The following is a 20,297-nucleotide window of genomic DNA, read 5'->3' as shown; positions in this document are numbered from 1 at the left end:
CGTGGACTACGGCACCTACCTTGCCCTGCCCGAGCTGCTGAAGCTGCAGACGATCCAGTCCAAGCCCGAGCACCCCGACGAGCTGCTGTTCATCATCGTGCACCAGGCCAGTGAGCTCTGGTTCAAGGTGCTGCTGCACGAGATGGACACGCTGTCGGAGGCGATGGATGCGAACGACGCGCCGCGCGCGGTGTCGAGCATCACCCGCATCAACGTGCTGGTGACCATCGTCAGCCAGCAGCTGGCCGCCCTCGACACGCTCCCGCCGCAGCGCTTCGCGCAGTTCCGTGGGTACCTCGGCCAGTCCAGCGGCTCTCAGAGTGACCAGTTCCGCGCCATCGAGGCCCGCAGCGGGCTGCGCGACGAGCACTTCCTGCAGGTGATCCGCGAGCATGGCGAACCGCCGGCGCTGGTGCAGAAGGCACTGGATGCGCCGCTGATGCAGGACCAGTTCCTGGCGCTGGTGGCCCGGGCCGACCTGACGCTGGAGCAGGTCTACACCGAGCACGAACACGGCGCCCTCGCCCAGCTGGCCGAGGGGCTGCTGGCGTACGAGCAGCAATTCGCGCAGTGGCGGTTCCTGCACGTGCAGCTGGTGGAGCGGATCATCGGCCCGCAGACGGGCGGCACCGGCGGCACCCTCGGCGCCAAGTACCTGAACCGCACGCTGTCGAACCGCTTCTTCCCCGCCCTCTGGGCCGTGCGGGCGAAGTTCTACGGCGCCCAGCGGTGACTCGGCGCGACATCAGCATCCCCATGGGCGCAGCCACCCCGGAGTGGCCGGGCGACACGCCGTTCTCGTGTGGCTGGTCGTGGGAGATGGCGACGGGGGCGAGCGTGAACGTGGGGGTGGTGACCACCAGCCTGCACGTCGGCACGCACGCCGATGCGCCGCTGCACGTGCTGCAGGGTGCGCCGGCCAGCGAGAGCCTGCCGCTGGAGGCCTTCAGCGGCCCCGCCATCGTGCTGGACGCCCAGGACGCAGGTGAGGGGCCCACCCTGACCGTGGCGTGGCTGGAGGCCGCGCTGGAGGGGCTGCCGATGCCCGTGCGGCTGCTGCTCCGCACCGGACGCACGGTGGCCGGCGGCACCTTCCCGGCCGACTGGCCCGTGCTGACGCCGGAGGCCACCGGCTGGCTGCTGCACGGCGGGCTGAAGCTGCTGGGCGTGGACGCGCCGAGCGTGGACAGCCGGGAGGCGAAGGAGCTCGTGACCCATGTCAGGCTCTTCACCAGCGGGGCGTACCTGCTGGAGAACCTGCACCTGGATGGGGTGGAGACCGGGCTGTACCACCTGACGGCGTATCCCGTGCTCGTGGCCGGTGCGGATGCGGCGCCGGTCAGGGCCGTGCTGGAAGCAGCACGGTAGGACAACCGGGCCCGGCACCCGTATCTTCTCAGCCATGGCCCCGCACATCTACCTCGACCACGCCGCCACCACTCCCGTCCGCGCGGAGGTGCTGGAGGCGATGACGCCGTTCTTCGGCGCCCGCTTCGGCAACCCGTCGAGTGTGCACCGCTGGGGGCGTGATGCGCGCACGGCGCTGGACGAGGCGCGGTCGCGGGTCGCCGCGTGCCTCAGGGCGCAGCCGGACGAGATCGTCTTCACCAGCGGCGGCACCGAGGGCGACAACCTCGCGATCCTCGGTCCGTGGCACATGCGGCGCGCACAGGGGCGGAACGCGGTGGTCACCACGCCCACCGAGCACAAGGCGGTGCTGGAGGTGGTGCACCAGGTGGCGCGCGAGGGGGGCGAGGAGCGCATCCTGCCGGTGAACGCGCAGGGCGAGATTCCGCAGGCGTCGCTGGATGCGATGCTGGACGATGCGGTGGCGGTGTGCAGCGTGATGTGGATCAACAACGAAACCGGCGTGGTGCAGGACGTGCCGGCGATCGGTGCGCGGGCGCGGGCCGTTGGTGCGTTGATGCACACCGATGCGGTGCAGGCGTTCGGGAAGCTGCCGATCGACGTGACTTCCCTGCCGGTGGATCTGCTGTCGTTGAGCGGGCACAAGATCGGGGCGCCCAAGGGCATCGGGGCGATCTACATCCGTCGGGGGACGCCGTTTGCGCCGTTGTTCCATGGTGGCTCGCAGGATCGCGGGCGTCGGCCTGGGACGGAGAACGTGGCGTTCGCTGTTGCCCTCGCCGTCGCTGCCGAGATGCAGCTGGCGGAGCGTGAGGCGGAGTGTGCGCGGCTGGGGGCGATGCGTGATGCGCTGCAGGGGGCGATCCTGGCGCGGGTGCCGGATGCGGTCGTGCATGGTGTGAACGCCACGCAGCGTGCGCCGCACATTCTCAGCATCAGTGTGCCTGGGACGGACAGTGAGAGCCTGCTGATGGCGCTGGACCTGGCGGGCATTGCGGCAAGCGGTGGGTCGGCGTGCCAGAGCGGGAGTGTGTCGCCGAGTCATGTGCTGAGCGCGATGGGTGTGTCGCGCAGCCTGGCCGGGGCGGCAGTGCGTTTGAGCGTGGGCATGCTCACCACGGACGCTGACATTGCGCGGGTGAGCGAGGTGTTCCCGGCGATGGTCGAGAAGGCGCGTCGCCTGGCTGGCGCGGCGTAAGCCCATGGCAGGCAAGCGGGTGCTGGTGGCGATGAGCGGGGGCGTGGACAGCTCTGTGGCCGCGGCACTGCTGCATAGCCAAGGGTACGAGGTCATTGGCGCGACCATGAAGCTGTTCTGTCATGGTGAAGACTTGCCGGACCGGCCCTGTTGTTCTTTGGATAGCGTGAATGATGCGCGGCGGGTGTGTCAGCAGCTGGGGGTTCCGCACTACGTGCTGAATCTCGAGTCGGCGTTTTCGCGCGATGTCGTTACGGATTTCGTGAATGAGTATGCGCAGGGGCGGACGCCGATTCCGTGTGTGCGGTGCAACACGTTCACGAAGTTCCGGGATCTGGTGCGGAAGGCTGACGCTCTCGAATGCGACTGGATCGCTACTGGGCACTATGCGCGCGTGATTGATGGCGAGCTGTGTCGGGGGCTGGATCCGGCCAAGGATCAGACGTACTTCCTGTGGGGGATCGCCCGGTCCGTCGTGCAGCGGCTGTTACTGCCAGTCGGGCATCAGACGAAGGCGGAGACGCGGGCGGTCGCGCATCGGCTGGGGCTCGAGGTGATCGCGGAGAAGGTGGAGAGTCAGGATATCTGCTTCGTGCCGGATGGGGATCATGTGAAGATCATCCGGCGGGAGTTGGGCTCTGAGACGCCGTCCCTCCAGGCGGGGCCGTTCGTGCTGGAGGACGGCACCGTGGTGGGTGAGCATCAGGGGTTCGCGCGGTATACGATCGGGCAGCGGCGCGGTGTACCTGGGGGGTTTGGGGAGGCGATGTTCGTGGTGGCGATCCGGCCGCAGTCCCGTGAGGTGGTGGTGGGGCCGCGGGAATCCCTGCTGGGCCGTGGGCTCGTGGCGCGCGGTGTCTCCTGGATGTGCGCTGCCCCGCTCGTGGTTGGTGATCGGGTGCAGGTGCAGCATCGGCATCGGGCGGTGCCGGTGGGGGCCGAGATCATCCGGGTTGAAGGGGATGAGATCGAGCTGGCGCTGGAGTCGCCGTTGAGTGCGATCACGCCGGGGCAGTCGGTGGTGCTCTACGAGGGGGAGCGGGTGCTGGGGGGTGGGTTCATTGAGGTGGGGCGGCGGGTGTTGGCCGTGATGGGCGCCTAGAGCCTGGGCGCGAAGCGAGAGTCGCTAGCTGTAGATGACGGAGACGTTGTTCACAGTCGCGCCGCCAGTCGTTCTGCCGGGGTGCACATGGCGATGCCGCTGTGGCGGCGTCGCGTGTTGTAGTAGGTGAGATAGCGGGTGAGGGCGGCGGTGCGCCAGCGGGAGGCGCAGTACGCCTGGGCATAGGCCCATTCGTGGAGCCGCGTGCGGATGAAGCGTTCGGCTTTGCCGTTCGTCTGCGGGCGGTAGGGTCGGGTGAAGCGGTGCGTGAGGCGGTGGTGCGCGACGACGACGGCGTGGGCGTCGCTGCGGTAGCACCCCCCGTTGTCGGTCAGCAGCCCCGTGATGCGGATGCCGTGGGCGGCGTACCACGCGATGGCGCGGGCGAGGAAGCCGGCCGCGGTCCGTCCAGTCTCATTGTCGAGCACTTCGCTGTAGCCCAGGCGGGTGCAATCGTCGATGGCGACGTGGACGTACTCCCAGCCGATGCCGCGCGCGGTCCGCCGCCGATCCCCATGAATGCGGTGGCCGATCCCCTGAATGCGCCCCAGTTTCTTGATGTCCAGGTGAAGGAGTGCGCCGGGCCGGGCGTGCTCATACCGCACCACGGGTTGTGGCGGCGCGAGCGACGGCAGGCGATCGAGTTGGAGGCGCCGCAGCATCGTCACGACGGTCGAGACGGGCAGCGCATAGTGCGAGGCGATGCGCAGCGACGACCAGCGTTTCCGTCGCGCCTTCTCGACTTGCCGGTGCTGATAGCGCGGCAGGCGGCGCGCCAACCGCTGTGGCCGTGACGAGCGATCCTGCAGCCCCGCCACGCCCTCCAACTTGAAGCGCTGCAACCACTTCCAGATCGTGCGCGCGGAGACACAGGCGCCCCGCGCGACCTCCGCGACCGGCACGCCGGCCTGCACGCGCTGGAGCACGGCGAGTCGCCCCGCCGGGGTCAATCGTGCATTCTTGTGGGAGTTCACAGGGCCCCTGGCTGGTTGCCGGTTGAGTGTCCAGACAACCCCAGCTTTCAACCGCTACGCCCTGTGAACAACCTCTCCGTCAACTACAGCTAGCACTGCGCAATGCGGCGAAAGTGCGCCTGACGCAGACCGTAACGCGTAACACAGCGTCTTAGCAGGCGCAGGTCCGAATGATGCATCCAAGCTGGCTTACGCAATTGCTGAGCGATGCAGCATGTTACTATATAGGGAGCCCAACGTGCACGCGCCGGGCTGCGCATCTCCAGCCAGAACCCGATGGGCACAACACGATTTCGCTGAAGACGCCGGAAGATGCCGGTCCACCCAACGGTCCTACCCACTCCGGTCTGCCATCCATTGCCCAGCTCCCGCGGTGGGGGTGGGGCATTTGAGACGATCTCTGGGTGGGGAATGTGTGACGATCTCTGACAGAGCTTGGTGTTCTCCTGCGCAGTTACCGGAACTAGCTGTCGTTACCGGGGACGTTGTTCACGGTTGGTGAGGGTGTTCACGGGGTCGTAACGGTGCGAAGCTGGGGTTCTCTAGGCCACCAGCAGCGGATCGTCAGAGGACCACGTGAACAGTCACAAGAATGCCCGGTTGGGCTTCGCGGGGCGAGTCTGCCTCGTGGAGCGACATGTCCGGGATGGGTGGACGGCCCCCGTGATCGCGGCGGCGTTCGGGGTCAGTGTGCGGACCGTCTGGAAGTGGGTCGCGCGGTATCAGGCGGAGGGCGTGGCGGGGCTGCGCGACCGGTCCTCGCGGCCCCAGCACTCGCCGCAGCAAGTCAGTCCACGCCTCGAACGGCGCATCACCCGATTGCGCGCGCAGCGCCGCAGTGGGCCGCAGATCGCCGACGCCCTAGGGCTGCCGCTGTCGACGGTGGGCGACGTGTTGCGGCGGCTCGGCCTCGGTCGGCTGCCGTCGCTGACGCCCCGCCCGCCCATCGTGCGCTACGAACGCGAGACGCCCGGCGAGCTGCTGCACATTGACGCGAAGAAGCTGGGGAAAATCGCCGTCGGCATCATCGGCCATCGCATCACGGGCGACCGGGCGCGCCGTGGTCCGCGGCAAGCGACCGGCTGGGAATGTTTGCACGTCGCGGTCGACGATGCCTCCCGCGTCGCCTATGCCGAGCTGCTGCCCGACGAAACCGCGGCGAGTGCCGTCACCTTCCTCGATCACGCCGTCGCCTGGTTGGCCACGCTCGGCGTCCCGGTCGTCGCCGTGATGACCGACAACGCCTTTTGCTACACGCAACGGACCCACGCCGCCGCCCTCGCGCGGCATGGGCTCCGGCATCTCCGGACGCGGCCCTACACGCCACGCACCAACGGCAAAGCGGAACGCTTCATCCAGACCGCGCTCCGCGAATGGGCCTACGCCAAACCCTACCGCTCCTCCCGACGGCGCGCTGGCGCGCTCGCCGCCTTCCTCACATCCTACAACACCACCCGGCCCCACACTGCGCACGGTCGACTGCCCCCGATGAGCCGTCTACAACCGTGAACAACCTGTCCGGTAACGACACCTAGCGCAGCTCGCCCATGTCGAGGCCCGCGTACTGCTTCCGCCAGCGGTAAAACGTGGACTACCTGACGCCCAGCTTCCGACAGGTCTCGCCAACGACCGTGCCGCATTCGGCCTGGCGCAACGTCTGCTAAATCCGAGCGGGGGGTGAATCGAATATTCTTCATCGGACCTCCTGCCCGGCATGCCGGATTGTGATCACGATGCGCTCTGCCGTAAACGAGAGTCTAGTTGTACCAACTTACGAGGAATAGCGCCAGAGGCGCCTTAAACTGCATCGGTCCTCCGCGTCGACGTCAGCGACGCAGCGCCTCTTCTCCGAGAAACACTCTTTCCGGAACCGGTTTCGCTATCTTCCCCTGCTGAACGAGATCCAAGCTGTTCTGGGCCCAAATCGGTCTCCAAAAATAGGGACTTCCTGGAGTCAGAAAGGCCCTCACGGCTTCGTCCCGTGACTTCGGAAAGTACTGAAACGTCCACGCGACAGCATACTCTTCCGGGCTGTAGTCAACGCTGGCCTTCCCTAAGAGGTAGTTGAGGACAGGCCTGCCTCTTTCAGCTGGGTTTGCCGACACATATTCTACTGTGCGAAACCACGTCTCGACGAGTCGCGCCATCTCGTCGGGGTGCAATTCTACAAAATCGCGACGTGCCACTAGCCCATCAACAACAGGCAGGCTCACATCCGGACCTTCGACTAGCGGAACAGCGCCAGACCGCTGAGCTTGAACGCGCTCAGTAAGGCCGGCAGAAAATGCGTCGAGACCGCCGGAAAGAAAAGCCGCAAGGTTATCTGCGGCCTTCGCATGCACCAGAACTACATCGGTCCTTGTCATTCCAGCAACACGCAGCGCGTCGAGAACCGTCTGCTCGAATGTTGTGCCTTCCGATATGCCGATGCGCTTACCTCGAAGCTGGCCGACGGCTGAGCGAACCCTCTCAGACCTCTGAGCAGGAGATAGAACTGATAAGTCACCTGCCGGCGACATGGCACCACCTCTGACCATGATGGCCGCACCGTTCCAAAGGTACAACGGCGCGTAAAACACGACATCCTTTCCTCCACTAGCCAAACTCGGCCACGACGACATGAATGAGTCAAAGTTGTACAGTGCGACGTCGATCGATCCGCTCGCCAGTGCCAACGGCACGTCTTCCCACCCAAGATCCACCAACCGCACGTTCAAGCCGCTTTCCTTGTACCATCCCAGCGCTGCGGGAACTACAGGAAGTGCCGAGTCCTGAAACGGAGTGATTCCGTACCGAATTTCTACGGGGGAAGAACTCCGTCGCATGACTAACCAGAGCCCCGTACCGATTCCCAATGCGATGAAAGCGATTGCAAGAGTGAGACGACGACGGGACATGCTAGGCCTCCAGTTGTTCAGTGCCTCTGTACCACCCTGTCGAGCGACCGTAGAATCTCGTCACGAGAAGGTCAATAGCTTGGCTCACAAGGCCGAGAAGAATTACAGCCAGCCAGATCGTCGGCATCGCCAAGTTCACTCTCGCCGTGTTGATCAAGTAGCCCAATCCAGACTGAGCCCCCATGAACTCCGACGCGATTGCTAGCGTGAAGGCGAGTGCAACAGCGAGCCGAGTCGGTCCCACCAGAAGTGGCACGACGCCTTGAGCAAGCACGTCCCTGAACACGCGCCGACGATCAAGACCGGAAACACGGGCAAATCGCGTCCACTGCTCCGGGACCTTGGCAACTGCCTCGACGGTTGAGGTCGCCATGAATACGGCTGTGCCACTTGCGATCAGGCAGACTCGCCCAAGCTCAGAGAAGCCGAACAGCAGAATGAACAGCGGAAGCGTGGCGAGCGCAGGCACAGGTCGCATTGCGTCGATCATTGGTCCGAATACTCGCTGGACTCTCAGGCTGTACTGAATCGCGAAGCCAATCGCAACGCCTGCAGCGAAGCCAACCACGAAGCCCACACTAGCTCGCACGGTAGTAGCAACAATGTGCAGAACCAGCTTCCAACCGATATTCCCGACTGCCCTGAGCACGTCCAGTGGATGCGGCAGAAGAAGTGACGACACGAAACCTGTTTCGGCCAGCCCAAACCATATCGCTGAAAACGCCACAAACCAATAGAGGCGTGCCATCGCGGAGACAGGGCGGCTACTTGTTACGAACGCTGGGTCCAACGAGCGGGATGCAGTCATACTGCGCGCTGCCCGAGGATCAACGCAAGTACCTTCTCGCGGAACTCGCCTGGGAATCGTCCGTTCTCGCGTGCCACGGAGAGTTGAATCCGAGTCGGTGCGTCCGGCGATAGCAGCAAAATTCTGTCGGCAACAGTCAACGCCTCGTCCAAGTCGTGGCTTACGAGCAATGCCACTCGACCGGTTTCCTCGATCTCCTTCCGCCAGAAAGACCAAAGGCGATGTCGCTGGTGGACATCTAAGGCTGAGAACGGCTCGTCACCTACAAGGTACCGATCGTCAGCGCACAACGCGCGAACCAGCTCGACTCGCTTCCGCATTCCCATCGAGAGTTCATGAGGCAACAGTGCTTCGGCACCCGAGAGGCCGAACTCGTCGAAGAGCACTCTCAACTTTTCAGGCCTCTGCAGGCCATCATATCGCCTAGGAAACCACGCATTCTTCGATGCGCCGAGCCATGGCAGGAGCGTGTCCTCCTGAAAGAGGACTCCCTTGACGTCTCCAAGTTTGACGTTGCGTTCACCTGCAAGAACGGTCCCCGCTTGCGGTGCCAGAAGTCCGCATGCGAGCCGGACGAGAGTGCTTTTCCCGCAGCCCGAGGGTCCTAGCAGTGCAGTAGTCGTGCCCGGATGGCATTCGAGGCTGAACGCCGACAGCACGGGCCGCCTCCCGAACGCGAAGTCGACGCTCCGGAACGAGATCATTGCGGCGCTGCCCCGGCTTCGACGAAGGTGTCGATCTCGTGAACTAACGTCGCAGGATCCTTGATACTAGTCACGAAAGCGTAGCGTCCAAAATTGAAGTCACGGTTTGGAGCCAGCAATTGACGAGCGGCGTAGCATGATTCGGACAATCCGTTCAGCCGCGATTGGCCACGGACAGCCTTTGCCCATTTCGAAAGACAGCGCCCCAGATCTCGGAACAGGGTCGTCAAGTGACGCTGCGCAGCTGAGGCTCGCCTACTAGCCTCGAATCCACCAAAGTCCAAGTAGTTCTCAATATGTGCGCGGGAGCCGCCGTCTTGGCGCCGCCCTGATATCAACCCGCCGCTAATCTCGTCATGGCCCAACAGTTTCAAGAAGTTGAGCGGCTCAGCAGCTTGCCACCATGTGCGGACAAGCAGAGCATTTATTGCGCCGCCGCAGTAGACGCCGACGTCACCCCTGATGAACCCGACAAAACTCTCATCGTCACTCTCGGATACTCGCTCCCGCCGTTGTGGCGCCTCTGCGATCCTTGACAAAGCGGGCCTGATCTCCTCGAACACCGATCCCTTTGAACCGAATCTTCCGAGCCTCAGTGCCAGCTGAGCACGCGCCTTGACACCGATCTGTAAGCACCGTCGTTCGACCTCTGCGCCGGTTTCTCGTGATATCATGCTCGGCGCGAAGGAATCGACGATTTCCAGGATCGCCTGCGATGCCTCCGTCGGCTCGTCACGATGAAGTTCGCGGATCTTGTCAACACGCACAAAAGCGTTCATGCCATTGAATCGGTAAATACCGAAACGCGTTGGTTTTGAGGTCACGTGCGCGCGCATCATGACGTGACCGTCGATGTTGCTGCCTATTCTGAATGAGGTAGCATCCCAACGTCTCAGCATAAGACTAGCACCCAGCAGTCCATGGCGGCGGAGTGCTTCCACCGCGAGCGACATCAATAGGCGGTCTTGGTGGTACTCGCTGCTTAGGAACACAAACGGCCGGTCCGTGAACCCACACGCCTTCAGAGCCTTAGCTGCGTCTCGAGCGGCATCGTCAAACTTGCCAAAGTGCCTCAGCTTTTCGAGAAGCACACCCTCCGAACATGCTGTCGAAGAAGGGGGAGAATCGTCGATATCTTGTCGGACTGTCTCTCGGACGAAGTCTAGTTGGCCCATTCGAACGTCTGCTTCCGTCGCCCCCTCTCCGAACACACCCGCTTCTCCAAGTCGATTGAACCAACGGAAAGCGCCCGATCTCTCGATTGAGTCGGAGAACGGTCGTGGATATCCAGTCGCGCTGTCATTTACGCGCGCCAACGAACTAACCATTGACAGCATTGCATGACGGGTGTTTCTGCTCGCCGCGCTTGAATTGAGTCGATCCACTGGTATCGATAGATCAATGGTATCGCCGGGCGCGACTACCGGTAACGCCGCGATGGTCAGTCCAACTCCTGGGTTCCATCCAGCCCCTCGTCCGATTAACTCGAAGGCATCGCGGAGTTGTGGAGACATCATTGCATATCGGCTCCGTTCGACCTCTCTATAGACGCCCTGAGAGATGCGATCACCAATTCGCCGGCCAAAGAATCGAACGAAGCTTAGGATCTCCTGCGCCGCCTCGCCTCCGGCCGAAACAGCGGACTCTACCAAAAACCTGAATGAGTCGTCTGGCCACTGCTTCAGGAGCGCGAGCGCAACTGTCGGCACGAACTTCCAAGCGTTTTCACCGCCGGATGCCGGCAAGGAACGCCAGAAGTTTATGTCGTTCCCAACCGCGTCCACATCGACCAAGAACTGCGCTGCGGAAACGCGAATGTCCCATCGATGATGCGAAGCAACAAGCACCTGATTCGCGGCCCGCACTCCGAGCGCGCACGCTCGGGGTTGCATCGCCACCACCGTGCCAAGACGGAAGAGAATCTGGATCCGATTCGACTCGGCTTCAGCACCCGACAAAATGCGGGAGAACTCTACCACTGCCTGATCGAACAACAGTTCGAGCAGAGCGGCTCTCGATCGATACTCCACCTGCAGGACGAGCCGATCAAACACGGCGTCAGCTCGAACCCGCCCGTCCTTCTGATCGAAGACAGCAATACGATCGCCTAGTAGACCATCGACCAGTGTGCCGAGTTCGTCGAGTTGGCCATCAAGCGTATTCACAAGCTCGACAAGTTGAGCCCAATCTAGTGTTCTCTTTTCCACTTCGTTACCCAGGGAAGCTGTGAAGAGGTATTCTCCAGACGATCGTCTTCGTTCGCAACTGCGGCTGGGATTTCCAGATACAGAAGAGTTGCGGCCGCCTCGCGCGGTGCTGATCTGCCGAGCGCCGCCGGGCGGCGTTTCGCCTCCAGATGATGCCTACGGCGACGATGCTTTCCCTCAGAACTGGGTCTGCATCGCTCAGGATAGGTCCGTGAGCCCCACCGTACGTAGTACTTGTCGAGTCCGCGAAAGCACGTTGTCCATAAGCCCTACAACCGTTCTGCCAACCGGAAGAACCGCTCTGAGCGCGAGCGGACACCGCATCGCGCGCGATTGACCTGATCCCAGTTGGCCGTGCGTGGCCATCGGCGGTCATCATCGCCCGATTCACACCGCTGCCGAAAGGCCTCCTGCCACTAAGTTGTGTCGCCGTGGAGCCTTTGTCGTGGTCGTGCGACAACTCGCTGAGTTGCGTGTTGCCCGTCGTCGGCGCCGAGTGAGCTAGCCCGCGCCTGTCATGAAGGAAAGGAGTCATTGCCCCGAAGTAGCACTTGTCACCTTTCCGCCGCGGCTTCATGTACGGAGCATGTGTCAGCGCAACTCCTTCAGTCGAACTCTGAAAGTTGACGATCAGCGCACTGACAACCGTGCCGGCCTTGAGCAAGAGCGATTGATTGTCGAGCGACGCGCGGATGGTGTTGAAGACCTGCGACGCCAACTGGTGCCGCGTCAGCAGTAGGAGCATCCGCATGATCTTCGATCCATCGGGCGCCGCGTGATCGCCGAGCGCCACCTGCGCAAGGCGTCTCATGGACTCGGTGTAGTTCAGAATGATCTCTCCGTCGGGCGCTGCCAAAGGATGTAGATCTGCTTCATATTCTCGAGCAGCAACGGGCAACGACCGCGTCCCGCTGGCTGAAAGTTCGGGGCAATCCGAGCGAACTGCGACGCTGAGGGTATGGCCCGATCCATTTCGGTCAGAACATACTCAGGAATCGTCGCCTCCATTTCCGCTTTGAACACTTCATTCGCCAAACCCTCTGATTCGCTCATATCTCGCTCCGAGAACAGGAAGTCAGATCTTTCGAGCTTCGCAATGCGCCGTCAGACTCCGGGAATTGTACAGAACTTCCGTTGCGGAGGAGCCCGCGGCACGCTACCCCATGCGTCCGGAGCGAGCAGAAGCGGCGGCACGTGATGGAAGGCAACGAAGCACGCCTTGCGCTCAGACTACACCGACCGTAGCGACTCCGACGCTGTTCGTGATCTGGTCACCGGCAATCGGCGCGTGCACTCGCTCCGGTCGTCCAGTCAGGACGTCCACGTAGCGAATCGGAAAAGTTCGGCCACCTGGCTTAAACGGAAAGAAGAACCCACCGCCATACGCGTCTGCAATCGTGGGGATATGCACAGATAGCGAGGGTGGAATCGAGTACCAGAACAGATAGAAGACGTCTCTACTCACGAACCTTAGGCCCAAGTCGTCGATTAGCTGCTCCGGCGGATTCCGTGGTTCGAACGGATCGCCATCCGGGTCTCGCTCGGAGTATGTGCTCCACATCACGAAGCGACCCAAAGGTTGGCTGGCCAAGGTCGCTTTGGCTTCCGAAGGGCTTCGGTATGGAAGGCTCTTGACAACAAGCTCAACTTCAGACTTCGGCCACGTAGATGACCACATTTCGACGAGGGTCGAATGAAGGATCGCCCGTCCGTACGCGGTTCGGATCGTACCGTCGATGGCGCCGCTGAACTGATGCCGACGGAAAACCGATGTGAGTGTCTTCTCCAGATCTGTCAGGCCCTGCGCCAGATACGTGTCTGCAATCTCCTGCCAGCATCGAGCGCTTAAGTCAGACTCCTCGGCTAGGCAGGTGCCGGCGATGTAATGATGTGCCGGAACGCCGGCTCCACGCGTGGTGAGACATTGGACCAATTCTGAGAGCGCAGCCAAGCGCCTCGAATCATACCGTAGGGCTTCAGAGAATGTCGGCATCGGCGAAGCCGCGCGCATCAAGCTGCGCGCACTACTCCTAGATCAATGTTTCATTGGGTCCGTCGCGTACCCATTGAATATACGTTGAGATCGTCAGTCAAGCGAGGGCCAACGCCTTTGCGCCCCCTGTCCGATCGCCCATCAGCGGCGCCGCTTGCGCCGGCTGAGATCGAGGATCCCAGGCTGGCGTCCGGTGCCCGCGGAGTGTGCAACCCACCCAAGTTCCCAAGGTGAGATCGTGGGTATACCCCAGCATGGTTTTCGCTGAGTTGTTGCGGGAGTCGCCCGCCCCTGAACGCTCCCGAGCCGGTAGGAACAGCGCAGAACGGGCGCGGACTCCCAGGGACTCCCCGAATTTCACCGACTCGCGCGTTGGTACCCATCGCGCCTCGGGTCGATGCCTATAGCGAATGGTGACAGTGCACACTCGCGCCGTCCCATCTGATGACACGGCCAGAAATCCGCAATCGGTAGGACCATCGCCGCCGCCGTTCGGTGCACTATGTACGGTCACCATTCAGCCGTGCACTATGCACTGTCACCATTCAGCCTGGGGTGGCAGCCTTCAAGGCGGCGCTGGGCGCGGATCGTGCCCTTGCTCGCGCCGCCCGCCGGACGCATCCTCCGGAAGGGCGTTGCCGCTGAATGCAGCGCAAGCCAGTTCGCAACACCAGGACGCGGCACTCAATCCGGAAGCACATCAGCAGAGGCAATCCCGTGACGTCATACAGCCGCGCGTCCGTTGCGAAGTACTTCGATGATTTCGGCGGCCGCGAGTGGACGCGACTCGAGGAGAGCCCTGCAGCGGAGGTCAAGCTCCAGGTCCATTCGCACTACCTGCGGCAGTACATCGCGGCGGGCGCACGCGTGCTCGACATCGGTGCGGGTGCCGGGCGCTTCACCCGAAGTCTGGCCTCGCTCGGCGCGTCGATCGCTGTCGCCGATGTGTCGCCGGTACAACTCGCGCTCAACAGGAAGTATGCCACCGACTACGAGTTCGCGAACGCCGTCACCGAATGGACCGAGGCGGATGTGTGCGATCTCTCTCGCTACGATGACTAGAGCTTCGATGCCGGCGTCTGTTACGGTGGCCCGCTCAGCTACGTGTTCGAGCGTCGCCGCGAAGCGCTGGGCGAATTGTGCCGCGTGACCAGGCCCGGCGGACATGTGCTCCTGAGCGTCATGTGCCTCTGGGGCTCGATTCACGAGAAGCTGCCGGGCGTCTTCGCGACGGACGCCGCCGAGAATGCGCGGATCGTGGCAACGGGGGAACTGCGCCTTGGGACCGCAGATGGCTCGCGGCACCAATGTCACCTGTTCAGGTCCGACGAACTGCGTGAGCTCCTGGGTGCCACCGGGTGGGACCTGCTGGCGCTGTCCGCCTCGAACTGCCTATCGCCGGTGTGGGGCTCGCTGTTCGACGAGATTCATGCGGATTCGACCAAGTGGGCGGCACTGCTCGATATGGAAGTCGAGGCGACGGCAGCGACAGGGGCTCTCGATGCGGGGACGCATCTCATCGCGCTCATTCGAAGACCGTTGCGGACAAACGGTGACAGCGCACTCATTGCAGCCGAATGACTATTTCGGCGACAGTCGCCGCTCCGTCTGACTCCGGTTACCAATGCCGTCACCGTACCGACGACGAAGCGTCCACGCCGGGATGTCAGGTAGGTCTACATCCGCACAGGCTGTCACGGGTCGAATCAAATCAGTACAATGAGTGCATTGTCACCGAAACCGAACGCCGCGCGCAGGCTCGCTCGCTGACGCCTCGACACCGCAGCGCGCTCCAACCATGCGCTGCTGCTGTCGGGCCCTTTATGACGCCCGACCTTGCTCGCTGCACGCACCGGCCACATCCTTTGCAACCACCCCTTCGCAAGACCCTGCAAGTGGAGTGATCGATGACTGGCTCCGTACGCCCCCTGCTCATCATCCCTGCCCTGCTGGCAGCCGTCGGAGTGAGCGCACAGGAGCAATCACGACCGTCGCCCGGCACCGACACCCTCCTCGCCGGCTTCCGCACGCCCCCCCCAACCGCCCGCCCCCGCGTCTGGTGGCACTGGCTCTCCGGCAACGTCTCCCGCACCGGCATCACCAAAGACCTTGAGTGGATGCAGCGCATCGGCATCGCCGGCGCGATGATGTTCGACGGCGACATGGGCGCACCACAGATCGTCCCGCAACGGGTGACTGTCCTCAGCAAGGAATGGCAGCAGAACCTCCGATTCGCCGCCCAGGAAGCCGATCGACTCGGCCTCGAATTCTCCATGGCCGCCGCCCCCGGCTGGAGCGAAACCGGGGGCCCATGGGTCACCCCCGAGATGGGCATGAAGAAGTTCGTCTGGTCGGAACTGCGCGCACGCGGCGGACGCCCGGTCGGCAAGCTCCCTCCCCTGCCCGAGATGCCCGGGCCGTTCCAGGGAATCCCGCGCTACGACTGGGGCGGCAATCGCGAGCCCGACGGCGTCCACCTCTCGCGCGACGTGGCGGTGCTCGCGTTCCCTGCCTCTCACGGCGACGTGCCGCTGGCATCCCTCGCGCCGCGCGTGCAGGTGAATGGAAGCGCCGCAAACACCGCGCAGCTCGTCGATGGCGACGTGCTCGAGTACCTCGCGCTCCCCGTCCCGACGCCCGCCGCGCCGACGATCGTCACTTACGACTTCGCGTCCCCCCGCACGATGCGTGCGCTGACCTACATCGGCCCACTCGGCGGACGATTCTCCACCGGCCCTCAGGGTCGCATCGAGGCGAGCGACGACGGCACGCACTGGCGCACGCTGCGCCGCATCGTCGACCAGGCGCACAACGCCACGCGCCAACGCACCTTCGCCTTCACCGCGACCACCGCGGCCCACTTCCGCGTCGTCTTCGAACGCGCCGAGTCGCCGACACTCGGTCCACCCGCGCTCCGTGTCGCCGAGCTGGCGCTGGTGCCGGGCGCACGCGTGGACCTGTTCGAGGACCGCGCCGGCTTCGGCGTGCTGGCCGATGCCGACGCCGTCCATACGCCGCGCGTCGCCGCCGCGGACGCCGTCGCATCAGCCCGCGTGATCGACGTGAGCGACCATCTGCGCGCTGACGGCACCCTCGACTGGTCACCCCCGAGCGGCGACTGGATCATCCTGCGCACGGGCTGGTCGCTCACCGGCGAGAAGAACCATCCCGCCACGCCAGAGGGGACGGGACCCGAGGTGGACAAGTTCGACCCACTCGCGGTCCGTGCACATCTCGATGCCTACATGAAGCCGGTCACCCAGGCGCTCGATGGGCTGATTGGCGCGAAGGGGCTGCGCTACCTGCTCACCGACAGCTGGGAGGCGGGCCAGGAGAACTGGACCGCGCGCATGCTCGCCGAGTTTCGCGCGCGACGCGGCTACGACGCCACGCGCTTCCTCCCTGTGCTGGCCGGCCGCGTGGTGGACAACGCCGAGCGCAGTGACGCCTTTCTCTGGGACTTCCGTCGCACGCTCGCCGACCTCGTCGCCGAGAATCACTACGGCACGATCACCGCGTTCGCCCGCGAGCATGGGCTTGGCTACTACGGCGAGGCGACGGGAGCCGCGTGGCCGACTGTCGCGGACGGGATGCAGGCGAAGAGCCGCACCGACATCCCGATGGGGGAGTTCTGGGCGATGCCCTTCGGAGGCTTGCCTGCCGCCTTCCAGGGGGCACCGTCGATGGAGTTCCCCGCCGACATCATCGAGACGCGTTCGACGGCGCACGTGTACGGCAAGCCGCTCGTCGCCGCCGAGGCGCTGACGTCATCGCTGCCGCAATGGTCGCAGACGCCGTTGAAACTCAAGTGGGTGGTGGACAAGTACCTGGCGATGGGCGTGAACCGCCTCGTGCTGCACGCATCGCCACACCAGCCCGACGACACCCACAAGCCCGGCCTCACGCTCGGCCCCTTCTCGCAGGTGTTCACCCGGCACGAGACCTGGGGGGAGATGGCGCGCCCGTGGATCGACTACCTCGCGCGGAGCTCGTTCCTGCTGCAGCAGGGCGCGCCGGTCGCCGATGTGCTCTACTTCTATGGCGAGGGGGCGCCGTCGGGCGTGCCGTATCGCGATGCGCGCGACCCGGCCGACCTGCGCGAACACGGCTTTGACTACGTGAATGCCGACGCACTCCTTCGGCTCGCGCATGGGGAGGGAGGGCGCATCAACTTTCCCGGCGGCGCCAGCTATCGGGTGCTCGTCCTGCCGCGCGGGCTGGATCGGATGACGCTGCCGCTCATCACGAAGCTGCGCGAGCTCGTGATGGCGGGCGCGATCGTCGCAGGACCGAAGCCGCTCGCGTCGCCGTCACTCACCTCCGACAGCAAGGCGGTGCGCGCTATCGCCGATGCCATGTGGCCAAACGGCTCGGCACCGCGCGCCGTGGGACGGGGGCGTGTGTACCGCACCACCGACGTCGCCGAAGTACTACGGAGCGAACTCGTTGCCGCGGACTTCGCATACGACACCATCGCCACGCGCGCCAACCTGCGGTTCGCCCACCGACGCGTGCCGGACGGCGACATCTACTTCGTGACCAACCAGGGCGACCAGGACATCGCCACCTCGATTGCGTTCCGCACTACCGGTCGCACCCCTGAACTGTGGGATGCGGTGAGCGGTCGCACGCTCCCCACCGCGTTCCGCATGGACGGCGGCGTCACGCACGTGGAGGTCGCGTTGTCTCAGTACGCCTCGACCTTTGTGGTCTTCCGGCAGCCCACCACCGCGACGGCGTCCACGCTCGAACCCGCGCGCGAGCGTACGCTCGCCACGATCGACGGGGACTGGACGCTGCGCTTTCCGGCCGATGCCGGCACACCTGCCTCCATCACGACGACGAGCGGCTCCTGGACCGAACGCAGCGAGCCGGAGATCCGCTACTTCTCCGGTGTCGCGACGTACGAGCGCACGCTCGAAGTACCCGCCGAGTGGCTCTCGAGTGGCGAGCGGATCGTGCTCGACCTCGGGCGCATCGGCGACGTGGCCGACGTGCGTGTGAACGGCAAGGTGGCCGGCACGACGTGGGCGCCGCCGTACCGGGTGGACGTCTCGGCGGTGCTCGCGGCGGGGAGCAACCGGTTGGAAGTGGTCGTGGCCAACACCTGACAGAACCGCTTCGTGGGCGACCTGCAGCCCGGCGCGACGAAGCGTGCATGGACCAACGCGCCGAACGGTGGCGGCTTCACCTCGGCGAACGAACTCACGGCCGGGACACCGCTCTTGCCCTCCGGGCTTCTCGGGCCGGTGCGGCTGCTGTCCGTGCGTGATTCGGCGCGCCGCTGAGCGAAACAGTGCAAACCGGTGACAGTGCACTCATTGCAGCCGAATGATCCGCGGTCCAACCGAATCAGTGCAATGCGTGCACTGTCACCGAAACCCCACCGCGTCACCCGTCCGGACTGTCCCGCAATCCACCCGGCCGAGCCAGGAGACGTTGCAGCGACACGCTGAACCCCGGCAGCACGTCCTCGCCGTGGAATGCGTCTCCCTCGGTGAGCACCGTCACGGATCCATCAGCCCGGTGCACCGCCCCCGCCCGCCGCCGCGGATCGATCAGCCACACGAGGCGCGTCCCGGCCCGCAGCCAGTCGGCCACCTTTGCCTGCACCATCCGCGTCCGATCGCCGGGTGAGAGCACCTCGACCACCAGGTCGGGCGCAACTTCGTCGAAGCCGACGCACTCCTCCGTCGGTATGCGATCGGTCCGCAGGTACGCGGCATCCGGGGCGCGCACGGTGTCAGGGTGCCGGAACAGCGTGAAGCCCGTCTCCGCACCGTACACCTCGCCGATGGGGTTGGTCTCGAGGTAGGTGCCGATGGCGGTCAGCACCCGCGCCGCCACCGCCCCGTGCCGCCGCTTCGCAGGTTCCCGCACCACCAATCGCCCGCGCACCAGTTCCGTGCGCTTGTGCGGCACTGGATGCAGCGCGAGCTGCTCTGACGTCATGTACACGAATCGCGCCATGGCTCCGCTCCACGGGGTGACGTGCATCGCGCTCGCCACGAGCGCCGAGGTCCGTCGGCCCGAACGTACGTCCGCGGCCCCCTGGATGCGTCACCATTTTCACGCACGCCGGGCAAATCTGTGACAGTGTACGCATTGCATACAAATCGGTGACAGTGCACTCATTGCAGCTGAAGGATCAGGTCGGTGCCAGTCGTCGCCGCAGCCCGCGTCAGTTGCCACTGACGACACCGCACCGACGACGCGGCGTCCGCGCCCGGATGTGCGGCAGTTCCACACCTGTCCCGGCTGTCACCGGTCGAATCAAATCAGAGCAATGAGTGCAGTGTCACCGAAAGCCCGCGATGCCGGCGTGGTGGGACCTACCTGCCCTGGCAAGCGCCGGGCGCCTGCGCTCCAAAACGTACCAGTTCTCGTGAACGGCCCCGGTGTGGTTGCGCCCCCCGATTCCGCGCAGCCAATTTGACCCACCCCGCCCATAGCCCCCGCGCTGGCCCCCGACCCGAGCCGCCCCCGCCGCCATGGACGACGAGGCAATCACCGACCTGCTCCTGAAGGCCAACGCCGGCGACGCCGCCGCCGCCGCCCGCGTCATGCCCCTGGTCTACGACGCCCTCCACCGCATCGCCGCACGCCGCGTCCGACCCGAGCACGCCCAGATCGGCGCCACCTCGCTCGTCCACGAGATGTACCTCAAGCTCTTCCACGAGGGCGGTCTCGACGTCACCAGCCGCAGCCACTTCTACGCGCTGGCCTCCGCCGCCATGCGCCAGATCATGCTCGACAAGGCCCGCGCACACCTGCGCGACAAGCGCGGCGGCGCGGCACTGCAGGTCACACTCGACGACGAGATGGCGTCCGTGGACGCCCAGTGCGAGATGGCGATCGCGCTCGATGACGCTATCGACCGGCTCGAGCGCTTCGACCCGCGCCTCGAGCGCGTGGTCGTCTGCCGGTTCTTCGGCGGACTGACCGAGGAGGAGACGGCGCTCGCACTCGGCGTCACGTCGCGCACCATCCGGTCGGACTGGGTGAAGGCGCGGGCACTGCTGCGCACCTGGCTGACCCACTGACCG

Annotated in this window: 17 protein-coding genes; 10 read left to right on the top strand and 7 right to left on the bottom strand. The window is 64.6% G+C overall.

What is annotated here, in order from left to right; genetic code table 11:
- Position 1 precedes the first annotated feature (1 nt).
- Genes IT355_17695 through mnmA form a run of 4 tightly spaced genes read left to right on the top strand, consistent with a single transcriptional unit; the run spans position 2 to position 3,668 of the window.
- On the top strand, positions 2 to 733 hold the full coding sequence (locus IT355_17695) for a hypothetical protein (GenBank protein MCC7055111.1): 732 nt from the start codon (positions 2 to 4) through the stop codon (positions 731 to 733).
- Positions 734 to 756: 23 nt separating this feature from the next.
- On the top strand, positions 757 to 1,368 hold the full coding sequence (locus IT355_17690; GenBank protein MCC7055110.1) for a cyclase family protein: 612 nt from the start codon (positions 757 to 759) through the stop codon (positions 1,366 to 1,368).
- 34 nt (positions 1,369 to 1,402) lie between these two features.
- A complete protein-coding gene (locus tag IT355_17685; GenBank protein ID MCC7055109.1) occupies positions 1,403 to 2,566 on the top strand; it encodes a cysteine desulfurase in 1,164 nt (387 codons plus the stop codon).
- A 4-nt stretch (positions 2,567 to 2,570) separates the two neighbouring features.
- The gene (mnmA, locus tag IT355_17680; protein ID MCC7055108.1) at positions 2,571 to 3,668 is read left to right on the top strand and encodes a tRNA 2-thiouridine(34) synthase MnmA; all 1,098 of its coding nucleotides are present in this window, start codon (positions 2,571 to 2,573) and stop codon (positions 3,666 to 3,668) included.
- A 50-nt stretch (positions 3,669 to 3,718) separates the two neighbouring features.
- Here mnmA and IT355_17675 read toward each other — a convergent pair whose 3' ends face one another.
- A complete protein-coding gene (locus IT355_17675) occupies positions 3,719 to 4,642 on the bottom strand; it encodes an IS481 family transposase (GenBank protein ID MCC7055107.1) in 924 nt (307 codons plus the stop codon).
- Between the two features lie 576 nt (positions 4,643 to 5,218).
- Between IT355_17675 and IT355_17670 the strand changes: the two genes are divergently transcribed.
- Complete coding sequence (locus IT355_17670; protein MCC7055106.1) at positions 5,219 to 6,151, top strand: IS481 family transposase; 933 nt, start codon at positions 5,219 to 5,221, stop codon at positions 6,149 to 6,151.
- Positions 6,152 to 6,468: 317 nt separating this feature from the next.
- Here the strand turns inward: IT355_17670 and IT355_17665 are convergent, their stop codons facing one another.
- The 5 genes from IT355_17665 to IT355_17645 form a co-directional block, all read right to left on the bottom strand.
- Positions 6,469 to 7,539 carry an ABC transporter substrate-binding protein gene (locus IT355_17665; GenBank protein MCC7055105.1) on the bottom strand — a complete coding sequence of 357 codons (1,071 nt, stop codon included), beginning with the start codon at positions 7,537 to 7,539 and terminating at the stop codon, positions 6,469 to 6,471.
- Between the two features lies 1 nt (position 7,540).
- Positions 7,541 to 8,287 (bottom strand): ABC transporter permease subunit, encoded by a 747-nt coding sequence (locus IT355_17660; protein ID MCC7055104.1) that lies wholly within the window; start codon positions 8,285 to 8,287, stop codon positions 7,541 to 7,543.
- 56 nt (positions 8,288 to 8,343) lie between these two features.
- Positions 8,344 to 9,051 carry an ABC transporter ATP-binding protein gene (locus IT355_17655; GenBank protein MCC7055103.1) on the bottom strand — a complete coding sequence of 236 codons (708 nt, stop codon included), beginning with the start codon at positions 9,049 to 9,051 and terminating at the stop codon, positions 8,344 to 8,346.
- Positions 9,048 to 11,216, bottom strand: coding sequence for a hypothetical protein (locus IT355_17650; protein MCC7055102.1), 2,169 nt, complete (start codon positions 11,214 to 11,216; stop codon positions 9,048 to 9,050). The genes IT355_17655 and IT355_17650 overlap by 4 nt, the downstream gene beginning before the upstream one ends.
- Before the next feature lie 867 nt (positions 11,217 to 12,083).
- The gene (locus IT355_17645; GenBank protein MCC7055101.1) at positions 12,084 to 12,311 is read right to left on the bottom strand and encodes a hypothetical protein; all 228 of its coding nucleotides are present in this window, start codon (positions 12,309 to 12,311) and stop codon (positions 12,084 to 12,086) included.
- A gap of 1,657 nt (positions 12,312 to 13,968) precedes the next feature.
- Between IT355_17645 and IT355_17640 the strand changes: the two genes are divergently transcribed.
- The 4 genes from IT355_17640 to IT355_17625 all read left to right on the top strand — a co-directional run bounded on the left by IT355_17640 (position 13,969) and on the right by IT355_17625 (position 18,539).
- Entirely contained in the window at positions 13,969 to 14,313 is a 345-nt protein-coding gene (locus IT355_17640; protein ID MCC7055100.1) for a methyltransferase domain-containing protein, read from the top strand.
- Between the two features lie 42 nt (positions 14,314 to 14,355).
- Positions 14,356 to 14,832, top strand: a complete 477-nt coding sequence (locus IT355_17635) for a hypothetical protein (protein MCC7055099.1) — start codon at positions 14,356 to 14,358, stop codon at positions 14,830 to 14,832.
- 326 nt (positions 14,833 to 15,158) lie between these two features.
- On the top strand, positions 15,159 to 18,362 hold the full coding sequence (locus tag IT355_17630) for a hypothetical protein (protein ID MCC7055098.1): 3,204 nt from the start codon (positions 15,159 to 15,161) through the stop codon (positions 18,360 to 18,362).
- Positions 18,363 to 18,374: 12 nt separating this feature from the next.
- Positions 18,375 to 18,539, top strand: coding sequence for a hypothetical protein (locus IT355_17625; protein MCC7055097.1), 165 nt, complete (start codon positions 18,375 to 18,377; stop codon positions 18,537 to 18,539).
- A gap of 103 nt (positions 18,540 to 18,642) precedes the next feature.
- Here the strand turns inward: IT355_17625 and IT355_17620 are convergent, their stop codons facing one another.
- Complete coding sequence (locus IT355_17620; protein ID MCC7055096.1) at positions 18,643 to 19,221, bottom strand: Uma2 family endonuclease; 579 nt, start codon at positions 19,219 to 19,221, stop codon at positions 18,643 to 18,645.
- Between the two features lie 521 nt (positions 19,222 to 19,742).
- Between IT355_17620 and IT355_17615 the strand changes: the two genes are divergently transcribed.
- On the top strand, positions 19,743 to 20,294 hold the full coding sequence (locus IT355_17615; GenBank protein ID MCC7055095.1) for a sigma-70 family RNA polymerase sigma factor: 552 nt from the start codon (positions 19,743 to 19,745) through the stop codon (positions 20,292 to 20,294).
- The last annotated feature ends 3 nt before the right edge of the window (positions 20,295 to 20,297 follow it).

Source organism: Gemmatimonadaceae bacterium, from assembly GCA_020851035.1.
Taxonomy (GTDB): Bacteria; Gemmatimonadota; Gemmatimonadetes; order Gemmatimonadales; family Gemmatimonadaceae; genus JACMLX01.
This window is presented reverse-complemented; position numbering and strand designations above follow the sequence as displayed.